At 45.2% G+C, this 15,521-nt stretch carries 17 protein-coding genes; 5 read left to right on the top strand and 12 right to left on the bottom strand.

The genetic code is table 11. From position 1 onward, the window contains the following. Positions 1–22 precede the first annotated feature (22 nt). Together ICN38_RS02790 and ICN38_RS02785 are read right to left on the bottom strand one after the other, a co-directional pair. Positions 23–664: a hypothetical protein gene (locus ICN38_RS02790; RefSeq protein ID WP_216254788.1), complete on the bottom strand. Its 642-nt coding sequence runs from the start codon at positions 662–664 to the stop codon at positions 23–25. Next, the gene (locus ICN38_RS02785; protein ID WP_216254785.1) at positions 588–953 is read right to left on the bottom strand and encodes a type II secretion system protein; all 366 of its coding nucleotides are present in this window, start codon (positions 951–953) and stop codon (positions 588–590) included. The genes ICN38_RS02790 and ICN38_RS02785 overlap by 77 nt, the downstream gene beginning before the upstream one ends. 122 nt (positions 954–1,075) lie before the next feature. Here ICN38_RS02785 and ribBA point away from each other — a divergent pair, with 122 nt between their 5' ends. From ribBA to ICN38_RS02765, 4 genes are all read left to right on the top strand, one after another. Continuing rightward, a complete protein-coding gene (gene ribBA / locus ICN38_RS02780) occupies positions 1,076–2,221 on the top strand; it encodes a bifunctional 3,4-dihydroxy-2-butanone-4-phosphate synthase/GTP cyclohydrolase II (protein ID WP_216254782.1) in 1,146 nt (381 codons plus the stop codon). A 9-nt stretch (positions 2,222–2,230) separates the two neighbouring features. Further along, positions 2,231–2,740, top strand: a complete 510-nt coding sequence (gene ribH, locus ICN38_RS02775; protein WP_216254779.1) for a 6,7-dimethyl-8-ribityllumazine synthase — start codon at positions 2,231–2,233, stop codon at positions 2,738–2,740. A gap of 2 nt (positions 2,741–2,742) precedes the next feature. Next, positions 2,743–3,264: a transcription antitermination factor NusB gene (nusB, locus tag ICN38_RS02770; RefSeq protein ID WP_216254777.1), complete on the top strand. Its 522-nt coding sequence runs from the start codon at positions 2,743–2,745 to the stop codon at positions 3,262–3,264. 145 nt (positions 3,265–3,409) lie between these two features. Then, positions 3,410–4,888: an NAD-dependent succinate-semialdehyde dehydrogenase gene (locus ICN38_RS02765; protein ID WP_216254775.1), complete on the top strand. Its 1,479-nt coding sequence runs from the start codon at positions 3,410–3,412 to the stop codon at positions 4,886–4,888. On the opposite strand, the gene trmB is transcribed toward ICN38_RS02765, so the two are convergent. From trmB to ICN38_RS02745, 4 genes are read right to left on the bottom strand one after another with little or no spacing between them, the layout of a single operon-like run. Next, the gene (gene trmB / locus ICN38_RS02760) at positions 4,878–5,663 is read right to left on the bottom strand and encodes a tRNA (guanosine(46)-N7)-methyltransferase TrmB (RefSeq protein ID WP_255562676.1); all 786 of its coding nucleotides are present in this window, start codon (positions 5,661–5,663) and stop codon (positions 4,878–4,880) included. The two genes, ICN38_RS02765 and trmB, sit on opposite strands and share 11 nt — an antisense overlap. 1 nt (position 5,664) lies before the next feature. Beyond that, positions 5,665–6,600: a UDP-glucuronic acid decarboxylase family protein gene (locus ICN38_RS02755; protein ID WP_216254772.1), complete on the bottom strand. Its 936-nt coding sequence runs from the start codon at positions 6,598–6,600 to the stop codon at positions 5,665–5,667. Between the two features lie 46 nt (positions 6,601–6,646). Beyond that, the gene (locus ICN38_RS02750; protein ID WP_216254769.1) at positions 6,647–7,102 is read right to left on the bottom strand and encodes a DUF2721 domain-containing protein; all 456 of its coding nucleotides are present in this window, start codon (positions 7,100–7,102) and stop codon (positions 6,647–6,649) included. 27 nt (positions 7,103–7,129) lie between these two features. Beyond that, positions 7,130–7,975, bottom strand: a complete 846-nt coding sequence (locus ICN38_RS02745; protein ID WP_216254765.1) for an undecaprenyl-diphosphate phosphatase — start codon at positions 7,973–7,975, stop codon at positions 7,130–7,132. Positions 7,976–8,096: 121 nt separating this feature from the next. On the opposite strand from ICN38_RS02745, the gene ICN38_RS02740 reads away from it, so the two are divergent. Then, complete coding sequence (locus ICN38_RS02740) at positions 8,097–9,719, top strand: TolC family protein (RefSeq protein ID WP_216254762.1); 1,623 nt, start codon at positions 8,097–8,099, stop codon at positions 9,717–9,719. A gap of 17 nt (positions 9,720–9,736) precedes the next feature. On the opposite strand, the gene waaC is transcribed toward ICN38_RS02740, so the two are convergent. Genes waaC through ICN38_RS02710 form a run of 6 tightly spaced genes read right to left on the bottom strand, consistent with a single transcriptional unit; the run spans position 9,737 to position 15,440 of the window. Continuing rightward, positions 9,737–10,777, bottom strand: a complete 1,041-nt coding sequence (gene waaC / locus ICN38_RS02735; RefSeq protein WP_216254759.1) for a lipopolysaccharide heptosyltransferase I — start codon at positions 10,775–10,777, stop codon at positions 9,737–9,739. 35 nt (positions 10,778–10,812) lie between these two features. Then, on the bottom strand, positions 10,813–11,382 hold the full coding sequence (rfbC, locus tag ICN38_RS02730; protein ID WP_216254756.1) for a dTDP-4-dehydrorhamnose 3,5-epimerase: 570 nt from the start codon (positions 11,380–11,382) through the stop codon (positions 10,813–10,815). A gap of 12 nt (positions 11,383–11,394) precedes the next feature. Beyond that, the gene (gene rfbA / locus ICN38_RS02725) at positions 11,395–12,309 is read right to left on the bottom strand and encodes a glucose-1-phosphate thymidylyltransferase RfbA (RefSeq protein WP_216255212.1); all 915 of its coding nucleotides are present in this window, start codon (positions 12,307–12,309) and stop codon (positions 11,395–11,397) included. A gap of 19 nt (positions 12,310–12,328) precedes the next feature. Next, the gene (gene rfbD / locus ICN38_RS02720; RefSeq protein ID WP_216254753.1) at positions 12,329–13,282 is read right to left on the bottom strand and encodes a dTDP-4-dehydrorhamnose reductase; all 954 of its coding nucleotides are present in this window, start codon (positions 13,280–13,282) and stop codon (positions 12,329–12,331) included. A 26-nt stretch (positions 13,283–13,308) separates the two neighbouring features. After that, positions 13,309–14,367 (bottom strand): dTDP-glucose 4,6-dehydratase, encoded by a 1,059-nt coding sequence (gene rfbB, locus ICN38_RS02715; protein WP_216254750.1) that lies wholly within the window; start codon positions 14,365–14,367, stop codon positions 13,309–13,311. Continuing rightward, positions 14,364–15,440 (bottom strand): glycosyltransferase family 10 domain-containing protein, encoded by a 1,077-nt coding sequence (locus tag ICN38_RS02710; protein WP_216254747.1) that lies wholly within the window; start codon positions 15,438–15,440, stop codon positions 14,364–14,366. Before ICN38_RS02710 ends, rfbB begins: the two co-directional genes overlap by 4 nt. Positions 15,441–15,521: the final 81 nt, after the last annotated feature.

Here is a 15,521-nt window from a genome sequence, read left to right as displayed (position 1 = left end):
AAGGAAAGAACCCATGCCAAGATCACAATAAATTCCTAGTGGCAAAGCTACGTTCCATATCCAGATGGAGCAAATGTCCATCTGTCATCTGTAGAACAACCCTATATATTCTTTGGCCTGAATCCGTTCTGCCTTGTGATGAATACATCTCCTCAATAGTCAAGAGATTGACGCCATTCATGAGTGTTGTGTTCTGAATACGTCCTTGACGATCGAGTGATTGGCACTTCAAGGATCCACCATTTACCTTGACCCCCTTCGGCATACCCGCTTGGCGCTCGACCAAAAATCCCTGGTGTGCTAACTGATTTTTTGTACGATCTTGAGTCAGCACATTACCAATGCAATCAAAATCAATGCCATCTGAAAGGCCATGTTTAATTGTTAAAGAATCAGATGATCGGTATCCGGATTTTTTCTGAATCTGAATAAACTCTTGAGTATTCAATTTTTTGCTTCGCACTTGATGTGCCCTGATATTAGAATAGCCCGCTATCCGAATCGCGCGCCCCATTAACTCTAAAGCTCTGTCCCCTTCTGAAATTAAGGCTTGCGTTTTCTCATACTGAATTTGCTTTGTCACTAACTCAGCGCTGGTTTTGAGTAGTGGATTGAGAAGCGCCATGCATAGAGCGATTCCGACTAGACATTCGAGTAGACTCATTCTTCACCGCGCCATTAGAAATATTGGGCATATTGCGGGCATGATCGCTAATTTCAAAAACATCTGATTCCTTTCGAAGTTCTACTTTTTTGACCTGCAACTGGGTTTGTCGCAAAGCTAATCCCTGATAGATATGGATCATTCCCATCCAACTACCCACGATCAAACTCATCGCCACCAAGACTTCGAGCAAAATGAATCCACCTTGGGTATTTTTTTGGGAATAGGTTGGTATTTCATGCCCCTGCTTCCATTTGACTGTTTTGAAATATTGAGAAGGCAAGGACATCGCCCATTTTCAAGACTCCCTCTAGCTTCCAAAACACCCTTGCTGGGCACTTCTTGTCAGAAACTAGAGGGATTGCCGTAAGAGATCACAGTAATTGGCTCATCAGCTTAAAATAGAGGGCTATGCCAAATAAACTAGCCCCTACCGAAGAAATCATTGCCGAGCTCCGTGCTGGCCGAATGGTAGTTTTGGTCGATGAAGAAGATCGTGAAAACGAGGGTGATCTTGTCTTGGCTGCCGACCATGTCACAGCTGATGCCGTCAATTTCATGGCGAAGCATGGTCGTGGCCTGATTTGTCTCACTCTGACTCGTGAGCGTTGCCAACAATTAAATCTGCCACTAATGGTTCGTGATAACGGTACCGCCATGGGAACTAATTTCACAGTCTCGATTGAGGCGGCTACTGGAGTGACAACGGGTATTTCTGCAGCTGATCGAGCACTCACTATTAAAACTGCGGTGGCACCCAATGCTAAACCGAGCGATCTCGTACAACCAGGTCATGTCTTTCCTTTGATGGCACAACCTGGTGGGGTATTGATTCGTTCAGGACATACTGAAGCAGGTTGCGATTTAGCAGCCATGGCAGGCTGCTCTCCCACCTCAGTGATTTGCGAAATTATGAAAGACGATGGCAGTATGGCGCGTCTTCCAGACTTACTGGAGTTTGCCAAAGAGCATCAACTCAAAATTGGTAGCATTGCTGACTTGATTCAATACCGTAGCCAGCATGAAAGTATTGTGGTGCGTGAAGGTGAACGTGAGTTCATCACACCTTGGGGTAAGTTCAATGGCGTTATCTATCGCGACAAACCTAGTGCTTGCATTCATATTGCGCTAGTCCATGGCAAGCCTTCCGAAGATCAAGAAACTTTAGTGCGTGTGCATGAGCCAGTGACAGTATTAGATTTCTTAGACGCCAATGTCAGTACACACTCTTGGCCTCTAGCTCAGGCCCTACAGCAGATTGCCGCTTCTAGGGCTGGTGTTGCCGTTCTACTCAATGCCTCTGGTATTGCTGCTCCTAACGATGCGGATTGGTTAGCCCAGTTTCAAAAACTCAATGGCACAAAGCCCGAAGACTCCACTCCGCTCGCGCGTAAGACTGATTTTAGAAGTTATGGCATCGGCGCACAAATCCTCAAAGATATTGGTGTAGGCAAAATGCGTTTGCTTGCTAACCCAAGTCCAGTGCCCAGCCTATCCGGTTACAAATTAGAAATAACGGGCTATGCTCCTTACACACCAACCCATTTAGAAAAGTAAATTTTCATCATGACTAGCTCTAACAATGATTATGTTGGCGTATTAGCAGCCGACCTTAATGGCCAAGATCTTCGTATTGGTATTGTGCAAGCCCGCTTTAATGAAGACCATTGCACAGCGCTTACGAATGCCTGTATTACCGAGCTCTTAGCCCTAGGTGTTGCACAAGAAGATATTAAATTAGTAACCGTTCCAGGTGCTCTAGAAATTCCTTTTGCCTTACAAAAGATGGCTGAGACTGGCGAGTTTGATGGTCTTGTTGCGCTGGGGGCAGTGATCCGCGGTGAAACCTATCACTTTGAACTGGTCTCCAATGAATCCGCTGCAGGCATTACCCGTATTTGCCTAGAATCTGGCTTGCCTATCGCTAACGGCGTTCTTACTTGCGATACAGATGAGCAAGCCCAAGTGCGCGTTAACGTGAAAGGCGCTGATTGCGCCAAAGCTGTCGTTGAAATGGCTAACCTTGCCCTAGCGCTTACTCCCGATCTTGATATCGAGATCAACTCCGAAGAGTAATCATGAATAATCCAAAATCTAGCGCGCCCACCCCTAGCACTACTCCAGTCTCTAAAGATGGCAAAGCGAGTCCGCCTAAGCGCTCACTCACTCCCCGTCGTCGCGCTCGTGAATACGCTCTTCAAGGTGTCTACCAAAGCTTGGTGACTCGTCGTGCAGGCAGCCTACCGAATAAAGCAGCGATTGCTAAACAACTCTCTGAAGACCCGGCTTTTCGTCGTTGCCAATTAGAACTTTTTCAAGGCATCTTTGAAGGTGTTTTAGATCGTGCTGACGAACTTGAGGCCCTTATTACACCCGCATTAGACCGCCCGATTAATGAGCTTTCTCCCGTTGAGCACGCCGCCCTTCTGATTGGTGCTTATGAGTTATCTGCGGACTTGTCTGTACCGTATAAAGTCGCCATCAATGAAGCCGTAGAGCTTGCCAAAACCTTTGGAGGCACCGATGGCCATAAATACGTCAATGGCGTTCTGGATCTCCTTGCCCAAAACCTACGCAGTACTGAAATCCAAGCAGGCTAGCCCCAAAACTACTAAATTGATTAGGCCTCTAGGTTTTACGCTCGGAGGCTTTTTCTTTTGGGCGATGCAACATTGAGCAAGATTGAACTCAGGGGGATAAAATGATTTTTTGTTCCTTTTGATTTGTACTTAATTAAAGCTCACTATGCCAACAATCGATATTCGCAAGCTCTTAAAAGATCCTAGTCTGTTCAAAGAAGAGGCCTTCATTGATAACCAATGGGTCAAGTCGAGCACAGGCGCCTCTTTCCCAATCAATAATCCAGCTACTGGCGAGATCATTGCTCAAGTCGCTAACTTAGGTGCTACAGATGCGGAGAAAGCCATTGCCGCTGCTGATCAAGCGCTACCGCAATGGAAGAACCTCACTGGAAAAGAACGTGCTGGAATCATGCGTAAATGGTTTGATCTCATTTTGCAGAACAAAGATGATCTAGCTATTTTGATGACCTTGGAACAAGGGAAGCCTCTTACCGAATCTACTGGTGAAGTCGTGTATGGCGCATCCTTTATCGAATGGTATGCAGAAGAGGCTAAGCGAGTCTCTGGAACCATCCCAACGACCGTCTGGGGCGATAAGCGTTTTATGGTTCTTAAACAGCCAGTGGGTGTTTGTGTAGCGATTACACCTTGGAACTTTCCCAATGCCATGATCACCCGCAAAATCGCTCCAGCTATGGCAGCAGGTTGCACGATTGTGATCAAGCCTGCAGAGCAAACGCCATTATCAGCCTTGGCACTTGCAGAACTAGCCCTACGCGCTGGTATTCCAGCAGGTGTCGTCAATATCATCACTGCTGACGCCGACCAGTCAATCGCAATCGGTAAAACACTGTGCGCCTCACCAACAGTTCGTCACCTCTCATTTACAGGATCTACCGAAGTGGGTCGCATTCTGATGGAGCAATGTGCGCCTACCGTGAAAAAGCTTGGCCTGGAATTAGGAGGTCATGCTCCCTTCATCGTCTTTGAGGATGCTGATATTGATGCTGCAGTAGCCGGCGCTATTGCCTCTAAATATCGCAACTCTGGTCAAACCTGCGTTTGTGCTAATCGCATCTATGTTCATAAAAAAATCCATGCCGTCTTTGTTGAAAAATTTACCAAAGCCGTTCAAGCAATTAAGGTGGGTAATGGCATGGATGCTGGCATTTCTCAAGGACCCTTAATTGATCAAGCAGCCCTTGCAAAAGTAGAGCGTCATATTGCTGATGCCTTGAGCAAAGGAGCTAAGCTGGTGACTGGCGGCAAGCCCTCTTCTTTAGGAGGCACTTACTATGAGCCCACTATTTTGGACAATGTCACTAGCGATATGCTCATCACCTATGAAGAAACCTTTGGGCCAGTTGCGCCGATCATTACTTTTGAAAGCGATGAAGAAGTAGTTAAATTAGCCAATAACAGTCAGTATGGCTTGGCTTCCTATTTCTATAGCCGTGATATCGGTCGTATCTGGAAAGTAGCAGAGGCTTTGGAATACGGTATGGTGGGCGTGAACAGCGGCATCCTCGCCAATGAAGTTGTGCCATTTGGTGGAGTAAAACAATCGGGCTTAGGCAGAGAAGGTAGTGTCTTTGGTATGGATGAATACTTAGAACTGAAGTACGTCTGCATCACGCTTTAATGTAGACCAGATCCCAAACACCGTGGCCTAGCTTGATGCCACGGTTTTCAAACTTGGTAATCGGTCTATACGCTGGTCTTTCTACATATCCCGCATGATCCGCTTCTAACTGCGCTGCACTGGGCTTAAATTCGTTTGAAGACTCACCGTCTTTAGCCACATCTTCTGCACTGAAGGTCTCGATCTTAATCTGCTGAGCAGAGGTATTTTGCAAAGTAGATTGCGCATTTAAGACTAAGAGCATTTGCTCGGCATAGTTATGCCAATCTGTTGCTAAATGAAGATAGCCGCCTGGCTTTAAGCGAGAGACCAGCAACTTTACAAAGGGAGGTTGAATCAGGCGACGCTTATGATGGCGTTTCTTATGCCAAGGATCTGCAAAATAAATATGGATTCCATCCAGGGCATTTTCTGGAAGCATCTTCTCTAAAACTTCCACAGCATCATGACGAATCAATCTCAGATTAGTCAGCTGGTGTTCACCAATTAACTTCAGTAGCGCACCCACACCTGGTGGATGAACCTCAATTGCCAGAAAATCATCTTCGGTTCTCAGGGCTGCAATTTTGGCAGTGGTCTCGCCCATGCCAAATCCAATTTCCAGAATCTTGGGTTTGTTGGATCCGCCAAAAACAGCTTGAAGATCAATAAACCCCTCTTGAAAGGGGATCAAAAATTGTGGCCCCAGCTCCTCGATGGCTCGCTGCTGACCTGCGGTAGTTCTGCCCGCCCTTAAGACAAAAGAGCGAATGCGCTCTACAGGATGAGACGGCAAGTTAAGCCAGCACCTTCCTAAAGTAGGCAATGGTTTCTTTTAGGCCATCCTCAAGATTGACTTTTGGTTCCCAACCCAGTTTTGCCTTAGCGAGCTCGATATTGGGTTGACGTTGTTTTGGGTCATCGGATGGCAGTGACTCAAAGACCAATTTCGATTTACTGCCAGAGAGGCGCAAAATTGTTTCGGCCAATTGCAGCATCGTAAATTCGCCTGGATTACCAGTATTCACGGGGCCTGTAAAACCCTTCTCAGAATTCATCATCAGTACAAAGGCATCAATCAAATCATCTACATAGCAAAAGCTACGCGTTTGCTGACCATCGCCATAAATCGTGATGTCTTTGCCTTCTAGCGCCTGAACAATGAAGTTACTCACTACGCGCCCATCATGTGGATTCATACGAGGGCCATAAGTATTAAAGATCCGAATCACTTTGATATCTAAACCATGTTGACGGTGGTAATCAAAAAATAATGTCTCTGCACAACGCTTACCTTCGTCATAGCAAGAGCGAATACCAATTGGATTAACTCTTCCCCAATACTCTTCTGGCTGAGGATGGACTTCTGGATCGCCATACACTTCACTGGTTGATGCTTGCAAAATACGAGCACGCGTACGCTTTGCTAAACCCAACATATTGATCGCACCATGCACGCTAGTCTTGGTAGTTTGCACAGGATCGTACTGATAATGCACAGGGGATGCAGGACAAGCCAAGTTGTAGATCTGATTGGTTTCTACATACAGAGGAAAAGTGACATCATGACGCATCACTTCTAAATTGGTATTCGATAACAAATGCGCTAAATTTTGTTTACTGCCTGTAAAGAAATTATCAACCACCAAAACCTCATTACCCTCTTTGAGAAGTCTTTCGGTTAGGTGGGAACCTAAAAAGCCTGCGCCACCACTAATGAGGATTTTGTTCATATTTAGTCTTTAATTAAAGTTTTACCAATTTTAATGGTAACAAGCTCTAATGATGGGGGGAGTCCCAGCCAGCTGAGCGATAGGCAAATACCACCTCTGCCAATACAAAGCCCAATGAGGTCATAAAGGACACTAAACCCAGCACAAAGGTCCAAATGACATAAGCGGTCTGAAGTGATCGAACCGCCCCAGCCTGAAAGAAGAAGAGCTCTAGTACTGTCAAGGAAATAAATAAACCACTCAAGACATCAAAAAAGATCGCCGCAGTGCACAAACGACCGCGGACTTTTGCCTCATTGGCTTCAATGCGCATTTGCGCACGAGCCACATCTGTCAAATTGGTATCCACATGAATGATTTTTTGAATCGAGCGCATGCGATCAACAGATCTTGCTAAGCGCGCTGAAATGGCATTGAGCAAAGTAGCAACTGCTGTTAATAAAAAAACGGGGGCTAAAGCTAGCTGAATATTATTGGTAATTGCATCAATGGATACATCCATATTGATTCCTAAATGATCGTGCGTAAATTAATGAGACCAGGCAATCAAGCCGGTATATGAAGTGATGAGAACCAATAAGCCAAAAGCAATGCGATACCAAGCAAATGGCACAAAGTTATGATGCCCCACGTAGCGAATTAACCAGCGTACGCAGATAAAAGCGGAGATGAAGGCAGCGATAAAGCCCACCACAATAGCTACGCTATATTCTCCCGAGAAATCCACTGGAGACTTCCAAAGCTTGAGCAGCTCATAAGCAGTAGCACCACCGATGACGGGGATCGCCAAGAAAAAGGAGAACTCCGTGGCAACAACTCTAGGAATACCAAATAGCATCCCGCCAATAATGGTTGCACCTGATCGTGACGTACCGGGAATGAGAGCGGCACATTGCGCCAAACCCACCTTCAACGCATCTAAGTAGGTCAAGTCATCGACGGAGTGGATCGCCCTTTCCGAAGGACTTAAGTGAAGTTGTCGACGTTCTGCCCAGAAAATCACCAAGGCGCCAACAATAAATGCACTAGCCACTGGGATGGGGGCAAATAAGACTGCCTTAATATACTTACCAAATAAAAAGGCCAAGCCCATCGCCGGAATTGAGGCGATGATGAGATTGAGAACAAAGCGGCGAGACTGAGGGCTGGCTTTAAAAGAGGAGGCTACGCTCCAGAGCTTCTCTCGAAACTCCCAGCAAACCGCCAAAATAGCGCCAAACTGAATAATGACCTCAAAAGCTTTGCCTTGATCGTCATTGAAATTAAGTAAATCCCCAACCAAAATCAGATGCCCCGTGCTGGAGATCGGCAAAAACTCCGTTAAGCCCTCAACTACCCCCAGAATTACAGCTTTAGCCAACAAAATTAGATCCATGGGCTAAATTTTATAGGCATCCAGGAAAGTTTTAGACTATTTGGCAAAATACATCAGAAATAAGCAATTTGAATAAATTAGCCTTAAACTGCATGGCACATTAAAAAAGCATTTGAATTACATGACTCCAAGACGCCCCCACCCTTCTCAGATAACAGCGATTAGCTTAATCCTGAGTCAAGCGCTCGGCCTTGGGCTTGGTTCTTCTAATGTTTTGGCGCAAGCTGCAACTGGAGCCCCTCCTTCTTTGCCAACCCCAATTAGCGCCAGCTCTTTAACTGGTCTTGATAAACCGCCCCAATTTATTGCGCCCCCGAAATTAGCCTTACCCGACCAAGCGACGCCTTCGAATGTCAACATCAATGGCTCAGTAAATATTGATAAGAGTCGTCTGAACGATTTAATTTCACTTTATCAAGAGGCTGCATTTAGCGACCCCGTTCTCAATGCTGCTCGCTCAAACTATCAAGCGAGCAAAGAAGTCTATTGGCAAGGTCTGTCACTCTTACTGCCTCAGGCGAATGCAACACCTGGTGGCACACGTTATTACCAACATGGTCAAGGTACTACAGTAGTGGCCCCTGGCACCGGTAACTCACGCGTCTTTGATCAAAAGAACTATACCGTCACACTGACACAGCCGTTATTTAATCTGACTGCACTCGAAGCATTTAAGCAGGGTGATTTAAATACGAAGTTAGCAGACATGCGCTTTTATTTAGCTCAACAAGATTTAATTATTCGGGTATCGCAGGCATATTTCGATGCACTCACTAGTCAAGATAACGTTGAGCTTTTCCGCAACAAAAAGAGTTTGATCAAACAGCAACTCGAAATCGCGCAAGCCAAGTTTGATGCGGGACTTGCTACGATCGTGGACGTCAACACTGCGCAAGCAGCTTTGGACTTAGCGAACTCACAGGAAATTGCAGCACAAGCTGATCTGGTAGTCAAACGTGGTGTGCTTGAGCAATTAGTTGGTCGTCCTGTAGGCGCCCTGAAGCCGCTCACCAAAGAGGCAAAAATTGATGGGGTCCTAAAAGATCCACGTTCCAAAAATAAGGATGCGAAAGATATTCCGATCACTGATAGTGTTAATCCACAACTGCCGCCAGGCCAAACATTGGATGACTGGATTAAGCAAGCGGAGTCGGCTAACTTTAGCGTCTTGGCAAGTCAGCTCAGCGTTAATCTTGCTGAGAGTACTTATCGTGGCTCACAAGCTTTGAACTATCCTTCTATTAACTTAGTGGGTACTAGTGGATTTAATACCTCAAACGGTACACCCAATAGCTATCAACCCAACAACTCAAATGTTTATAACAACACCATCGCCTTGCAAATGTATATTCCTTTGGTATCTGGTGGTTATGCCAGCTCAGTAATTCGTCAGAATGCGGCTCTCGTAGATACTGCTAAAGCGAACTTTGATAATGCAAGACGAACTGCAGCACAAAGTACGCGTGCGGCCTTTACTGGATTTTATGGTGGCCTAGCAAGTGTGAAGGCCTTTGAAGCAGCTGAGCGCTCATCTACTTCAGCCCTAGAATCTAGTAAGCTCGGATTTCAGGTGGGAACTTTGATTAATATCGATGTGCTCATTGCATTAGATACTTTGATCAATACGAGATCCCAGTTACAACAAGCGCGCTACAACACGATCCTCAATGCCATTAAATTAAAAGCGCAAGCGGCTTCGCTGTCTGATGAAGATCTAATCGCCATCAATACTTTGCTACGCTAAGCACTTAAGCAATTGGCTCATTCAGTAGGTCTAGTCAGTAACTCTAAAGAGGACTTGATAACCTCTTCTGTACTCGGTGGATGTTGAATATCCCCCACATTACGAATGTGATAAGCCCAGTAACCCTCGGTCTTCCAGAGCGGTGAATCGCAATAGATTTCCACAGTAGGCAAGCCTAATACGGCAGCCAAATGGGTTAAGCCCGTATCAACACCTACTGTAAGGGCCGCACCTGCAATCACTGAAAATGCATCTTCAATAGAAAAGGCTGGGGGTACCAAAGCATTGGGTATCTGTTTGGCTAACCCCTTACTCACAGCCTTCTCGGCAGGACTACCCCATGGCAAAACGACTTGATATCCTCGGCTCCCCATCTCTTTTCCCAATGTAATCCAAGCATCATTTGACCAACGCTTTGCTGCTCTCGCAGTCGAATGAAAAAATAATACATATGGTGTTTTTAATTCTGGGATTGCAGGCTTGGTTAAACCGAACTGAATTGTTGATCCATAAAACTGTGGGGTATCTGTGCGCTTGATTGCAGGCCAATCGAATGCAGAGCACATGACTAAACGGGAACGATCTACTGCATGCGAATGTATCGGAACTTGTACGGAGTGATTATAAAAAGTCCTCGCAATAGGCTCATATCCTGAAAACTCTGTGGCATTTGCAAAGCCAGCCACTACTGCATCTGGAGCCTTCCTTGCTAAGGCACATACCAACGCAGATTTGAGTAAGCCTTGGGTCTCAATAACCGTATCGTAAGTGACTTCTTGCAGTTGTTTTTTGAAAGCAAAAAATTGTTGCCAACTATTAAGCTCAAAAAGATGTTTTTTCCAGCGACGCAATCCAAAGGGAATAATGCGATCGATTCCCCTAAAGTCATCCTTAGATATCAGGGGCTCGAGCAAATGAACATAAGCCTCTTCAACCACCCAATCAATTTGGGCATTCGGTAATCGTGCCCGTAGGTCCCAGACCAGGGGGAGATTGTGCAGAACGTCTCCCAAAGACGAGAGTTTGACTAAGAGGATTTTGGGCGATGCAGTGCTCATGTGAGCATTATCTTATCTTTTAATACAGCACAGATTTAAAACTTCGGGGCTGCATCCCAAGCCAGACCATGGAGATCCTTGGCATTCATATTGGGAGTAACTCCTGCTGGTAATGGCCATTGCACCCCAACAGTAGGATCATTCCAAACCAGACAGACTTCGCTGTGCGGATGATAGTAGTCAGTAGTTTTGTATAAAAACTCAGCTGACTCCGAGAGAACTAAAAAACCATGGGCTAGACCTGCCGGAATCCACATCTGCTTGTGATTATCCGCACTAAGCTCTACCCCGACCCATTTACCGTAAGTAGGTGATGATTTGCGAATATCTACTGCCACATCAAATACGCTACCAGCAACAACGCGTACCAACTTGCCTTGAGCTTGCTCTAACTGATAATGTAAACCACGCAAAGTCCATTGCTTTGAAAAAGAATGGTTATCTTGAACAAAGTCGACTGTCAGACCAGTAGCGTCTAAAAAATCTTGTGCGTTATACGATTCCGTAAACCAACCACGCTCGTCACCAAATACCTTGGGCTCAATAATCAATACATCATGAATCGCTGTTGGCGTCACTTGGAGTTTTGGGTGCGTAGCAGTCAAACGAAGTTTCCTTTATTTCTTATGAGATAAAGAAATTGGTTGGGCTGAGGTATTAAGCTCATGCAAAATTTTATTTAGGTATTGGCCATAGCTGTTTTTACTCAACTGGGCAGCCACCTTTTGGACTACTTCTGCGCTAATCCAACCTTGGCGGTAAGCAATCTCTTCTGGGCAAGCAACCATTAGGCCCTGACGTTTTTGCAAGGTGGCAATAAATCCAGCGGCATCCAATAAAGAATCATGTGTACCGGTATCTAACCAAGCAAAACCACGACCCATGATTTCGACATTGAGTTCATTTTTATCTAGATAGAAACGATTGATGTCAGTAATCTCTAGTTCGCCACGCGCGCTGGGTTTAATCTCTGCAGCTACATCACAAACTTGATTGTCATAAAAATATAGGCCTGTAACTGCATAGTTACTTCTGGGTTTAGCAGGCTTCTCTTCAATTGACAGCGCTTTGTAATTCTGATCAAACTCAACTACGCCATAACGCTCTGGATCAGTGACATGATAAGCAAAGACCGTAGCACCGCTAGTTCTTAGGTTGGCACTATCAAGCTGCCCAACGAGCTCATGACCATAAAAAATATTATCGCCAAGTACTAAAGCGCTAGGATCATTGCCTACAAAATTTTTACCTAGAGTAAAAGCTTGCGCCAAACCGTCTGGTGAGGGTTGAACGCAATACTGGATATTGAGGCCCCACTGCGATCCATCACCCAAGAGCTCAGAAAAACGGGGGGTGTCATGAGGGGTAGAGATTAACAAAATATCTCGGATACCAGCCAGCATCAAAGTCGTGAGTGGGTAATAAACCATGGGCTTGTCGTATACCGGCATGAGCTGTTTTGAGACAGCTTGAGTCACTGGATACAAACGGGTTCCAGACCCTCCAGCCAAAATAATGCCTTTACGATTAATTGCCATTTTTATCTACTTTTTATATCAGGCCGTCTTTAGCCAATTGCTGCACATAAGCCAAAACATCATCAGACCAGGGTTTATTCCATTGCTGTAATTTTGACACATCCCCAGTAGCGGCAATCGCCTGTCTGAGTTTGTCAGTAGCCATCCGTGAATTCATGGGCCTGGGCGCTGGTAATGGGTACTCCACTGCCATGATGGGCTTAATTGCACCTGAAGAAGCTTTTAAATTGGCACCTGCATTAGTCGCAGCCTCTAGTGCTAAACAGGCTAAAGCATGCCAATTGGTTTCTCCAGGAGGAACTGCATGATAGATACCTGAATCAAATTTGCTCAACTCACCATTTGAATTAAGCACTAAATCTAAACTCAGTTTAGCCAGCCAATCAGCAGAGGTAGGCACACCAAGTTGGTCTTGAATCACTTTCAATTCTTCGCGCTCTTTTGCCAAACGCAAAATCGTTTTAATGAAATTACCGCCAGCACCATAGACCCAGCTAGTGCGAAAGATCGCGTACTGACCACAAGTTGCATTTGAGAAAGCCTTTTCAATTGCCGCCTCGCCCGCAGCCTTACTCTTACCATACACACCCAGTGGATTACGGACATCATTCTCTGTATAAAACCCAGCTTTACTGCCATCAAAAACGTAATCGGTAGAGTAGTGCAAGAAGGTAGCGCCATGAGTAGCAGCATATTGCGCCATCAGCTCGGGTGCTCTGGCATTAATAGCATTCGCTAGCTCCACTTCGGCCTCAGCCTTATCTACTGCCGTATAGGCGGCAGCATTAACGATGAGATCAGGTCTGGTAGCATTTAATACAGCGTTTACTTTTTCAATTTGCGACAGATCGCAATCATCGCGCCCCACATATTGGATCTGATGATCTTGAGATAGGTTTGTGTTATCGATTAAGGCGCGAAAGGCTTTACCTAATTGTCCGTCTTTACCAAAGATGAGGATATTCATGCGTGATGCTTTGGCTCTTTGATAACTTAGTTGTACTGCTTTTGCAGCCAGTCACGATAAGAGCCACTGACAACGCCCTCAATCCAGACTGGGTTGTCCAAATACCACTGAATCGTTTTACGAATACCAGTATCAAAGGTTTCAGCTGGGCGCCAGCCTAAGTCTCGCTCTACCTTACTCGCATCGATGGCATAGCGGCGATCATGTCCAGGACGATCTTTTACAAAGGTAATCTGCTCTGCGTACGATTTTCCATCTGTGCGTGGCTTAAGCTCATCCAAAATAGTACAGATCGTTTTCACCACATCAATATTGGCTTTTTCATTCCAGCCGCCGATGTTATAAGTCTCTCCTAATTGCCCTTTTGCCAATACTTCGCGAATCGCTGAACAATGGTCACCTACATAGAGCCAATCACGAATTTGTTGCCCATCACCATAAATAGGTAATGGCTTGCCATTGAATGCATTGAGAATAACTAGCGGAATTAACTTCTCTGGGAAGTGATAAGGGCCATAGTTATTAGAACAATTGGTCGTCACCACTGGAAAACCATAGGTATGAAACCAAGCGCGCACTAAGTGATCTGATGCTGCCTTAGAAGCAGAGTAAGGACTATTCGGTTCGTATGAATTGGTTTCTGTAAATGCAGGGTCTATCATCGACAAGGAGCCATAAACCTCATCCGTGGAAACGTGATGAAAGCGAAAGCCTTCTTTAGCAGATCCTTCAAGACCATTCCAATACTCGCGTGCACACTCTAATAAATTGAAGGTTCCAACAATATTGGTTTGTACAAACTCAGCAGGCCCATGAATAGATCGGTCCACATGGCTCTCTGCTGCAAAGTTCACAATCGCTCGAGGCTGATGCTCTTTTAATAATTTGGTGACTAGTTCTTTATCCCCAATATCACCATGAATAAAGATATGCCGAGAATCTTTTTTCAAAGATTCTAAAGTGGCAAGATTACCCGCATAGGTCAGCTTATCTAAATTGACGATGCCCTCGGCATTCGGATTAGCCAGCCAATCCAATACAAAATTGCCTCCAATAAAGCCTGCGCCGCCAGTAACTAAAATCATAATTGAAGTGGTCCTAAAATGGCATCTGCAAATGCCTCTGAGCTATACGGCCTAAATGCTGATGAAGCCAAGAACTGTTTGCCTGCCTCTTGATAAGCAATATAGTCCTGCTCAGTCATTTTACTGATGTATTGATACAAATCCCGATAAGGATCTGGGCCAATCAAAAACTGGCGGAAATCAATAAAACAACTGCTGGGAACCATATTTTGAATATTTGGCTCACCCCAATAAATAGGCACGCAACCCGCAAATAAAGAATCAAATAGCTTCTCAGTGACATAGCCGGGGATATCTTTAGCATTTTCAAAACAAATACAAAAACGCGCTTTGGCTAATACTTCAAACTTATTCTTTGCGGAACCTTGATAACTTGGAAAAACTGATTGCCCCAATAAAAATGGGAGAACCTTCTCTAATCGGTAACGCCACTTACCTAAATTGCCTAGACGCTTTTGAGGCACCAGCCAGCCATTACCAAACAATGCAAAATCTTTTGGGGCGTACGATTCAAACCAGCGAATGACTTTTACTCGCTCTGAATACAACTCTCTGGCATCGGGCAAATTGGCATGGCGATTACTGCCAATCAATACACAAAAGAGATTGCGATTAGTAAAGCCTGGATTAATGATCTCGTTTACTCTAAATTGCGCTGGTAAGACGTTAGGGTAGACAATCGGGAATTTGGGAACTAAGGCTGTTCTTTGATTGAGTGAGTCACTTGAATTGGTATTCAGTAAGGCTTGATCCCACGTAAAGATGCCATCAAATTGATTAAGATAATCCGCATCCCCATTGATGGGAACCGTGAGCTCTGTTTCAAAACGAATCAGATAGTTCTTGCAATTCTCGATCGGACTGAATGGCACCGCCTCTACATACAACGTGAAATTGGGCGCAATCCCTTTTTGCTGGAGAACATCTAGCGTGTGAAGTTCAATACCCTGCTCGGCAGCCTTAGCCTGCAGTACCCTGAAGGGCTCGAGACAATCGTCGCGATTTCGAGGGCTTTGAGGATTAAATAGATCATCTTGACCCTCCTCCCATCCGACAATCCCTCCAACTAACATAGCAGGCCGCTCACTTAAGGTTACGTTTCTAAAAGCACCAGCATGAATCGATGCCTAGGTAAGTACTTCATTGTTAATGGT

This window comes from Polynucleobacter sp. AP-Melu-500A-A1 (genome assembly GCF_018882125.1).
Classification (GTDB): Bacteria; Pseudomonadota; Gammaproteobacteria; order Burkholderiales; family Burkholderiaceae; genus Polynucleobacter.
Note: the sequence above shows the minus strand (reverse complement) of the source record. Positions and strands in the feature narration are given on the sequence as shown.

Coding starts and splice junctions, on each gene's coding strand:
- ICN38_RS02790 (WP_216254788.1), bottom strand. CDS start 664: ATGAGTCTACTCGAATGTCTAGTCGGAATCGCTCTATGCATGGCGCTT.
- ICN38_RS02785 (WP_216254785.1), bottom strand. CDS start 953: ATGTCCTTGCCTTCTCAATATTTCAAAACAGTCAAATGGAAGCAGGGG.
- ribBA (WP_216254782.1), top strand. CDS start 1,076: ATGCCAAATAAACTAGCCCCTACCGAAGAAATCATTGCCGAGCTCCGT.
- ribH (WP_216254779.1), top strand. CDS start 2,231: ATGACTAGCTCTAACAATGATTATGTTGGCGTATTAGCAGCCGACCTT.
- nusB (WP_216254777.1), top strand. CDS start 2,743: ATGAATAATCCAAAATCTAGCGCGCCCACCCCTAGCACTACTCCAGTC.
- ICN38_RS02765 (WP_216254775.1), top strand. CDS start 3,410: ATGCCAACAATCGATATTCGCAAGCTCTTAAAAGATCCTAGTCTGTTC.
- ICN38_RS02755 (WP_216254772.1), bottom strand. CDS start 6,600: ATGAACAAAATCCTCATTAGTGGTGGCGCAGGCTTTTTAGGTTCCCAC.
- ICN38_RS02750 (WP_216254769.1), bottom strand. CDS start 7,102: ATGGATGTATCCATTGATGCAATTACCAATAATATTCAGCTAGCTTTA.
- ICN38_RS02745 (WP_216254765.1), bottom strand. CDS start 7,975: ATGGATCTAATTTTGTTGGCTAAAGCTGTAATTCTGGGGGTAGTTGAG.
- ICN38_RS02740 (WP_216254762.1), top strand. CDS start 8,097: ATGACTCCAAGACGCCCCCACCCTTCTCAGATAACAGCGATTAGCTTA.
- waaC (WP_216254759.1), bottom strand. CDS start 10,777: ATGAGCACTGCATCGCCCAAAATCCTCTTAGTCAAACTCTCGTCTTTG.
- rfbD (WP_216254753.1), bottom strand. CDS start 13,282: ATGAATATCCTCATCTTTGGTAAAGACGGACAATTAGGTAAAGCCTTT.
- rfbB (WP_216254750.1), bottom strand. CDS start 14,367: ATGATTTTAGTTACTGGCGGCGCAGGCTTTATTGGAGGCAATTTTGTA.
- ICN38_RS02710 (WP_216254747.1), bottom strand. CDS start 15,440: ATGTTAGTTGGAGGGATTGTCGGATGGGAGGAGGGTCAAGATGATCTA.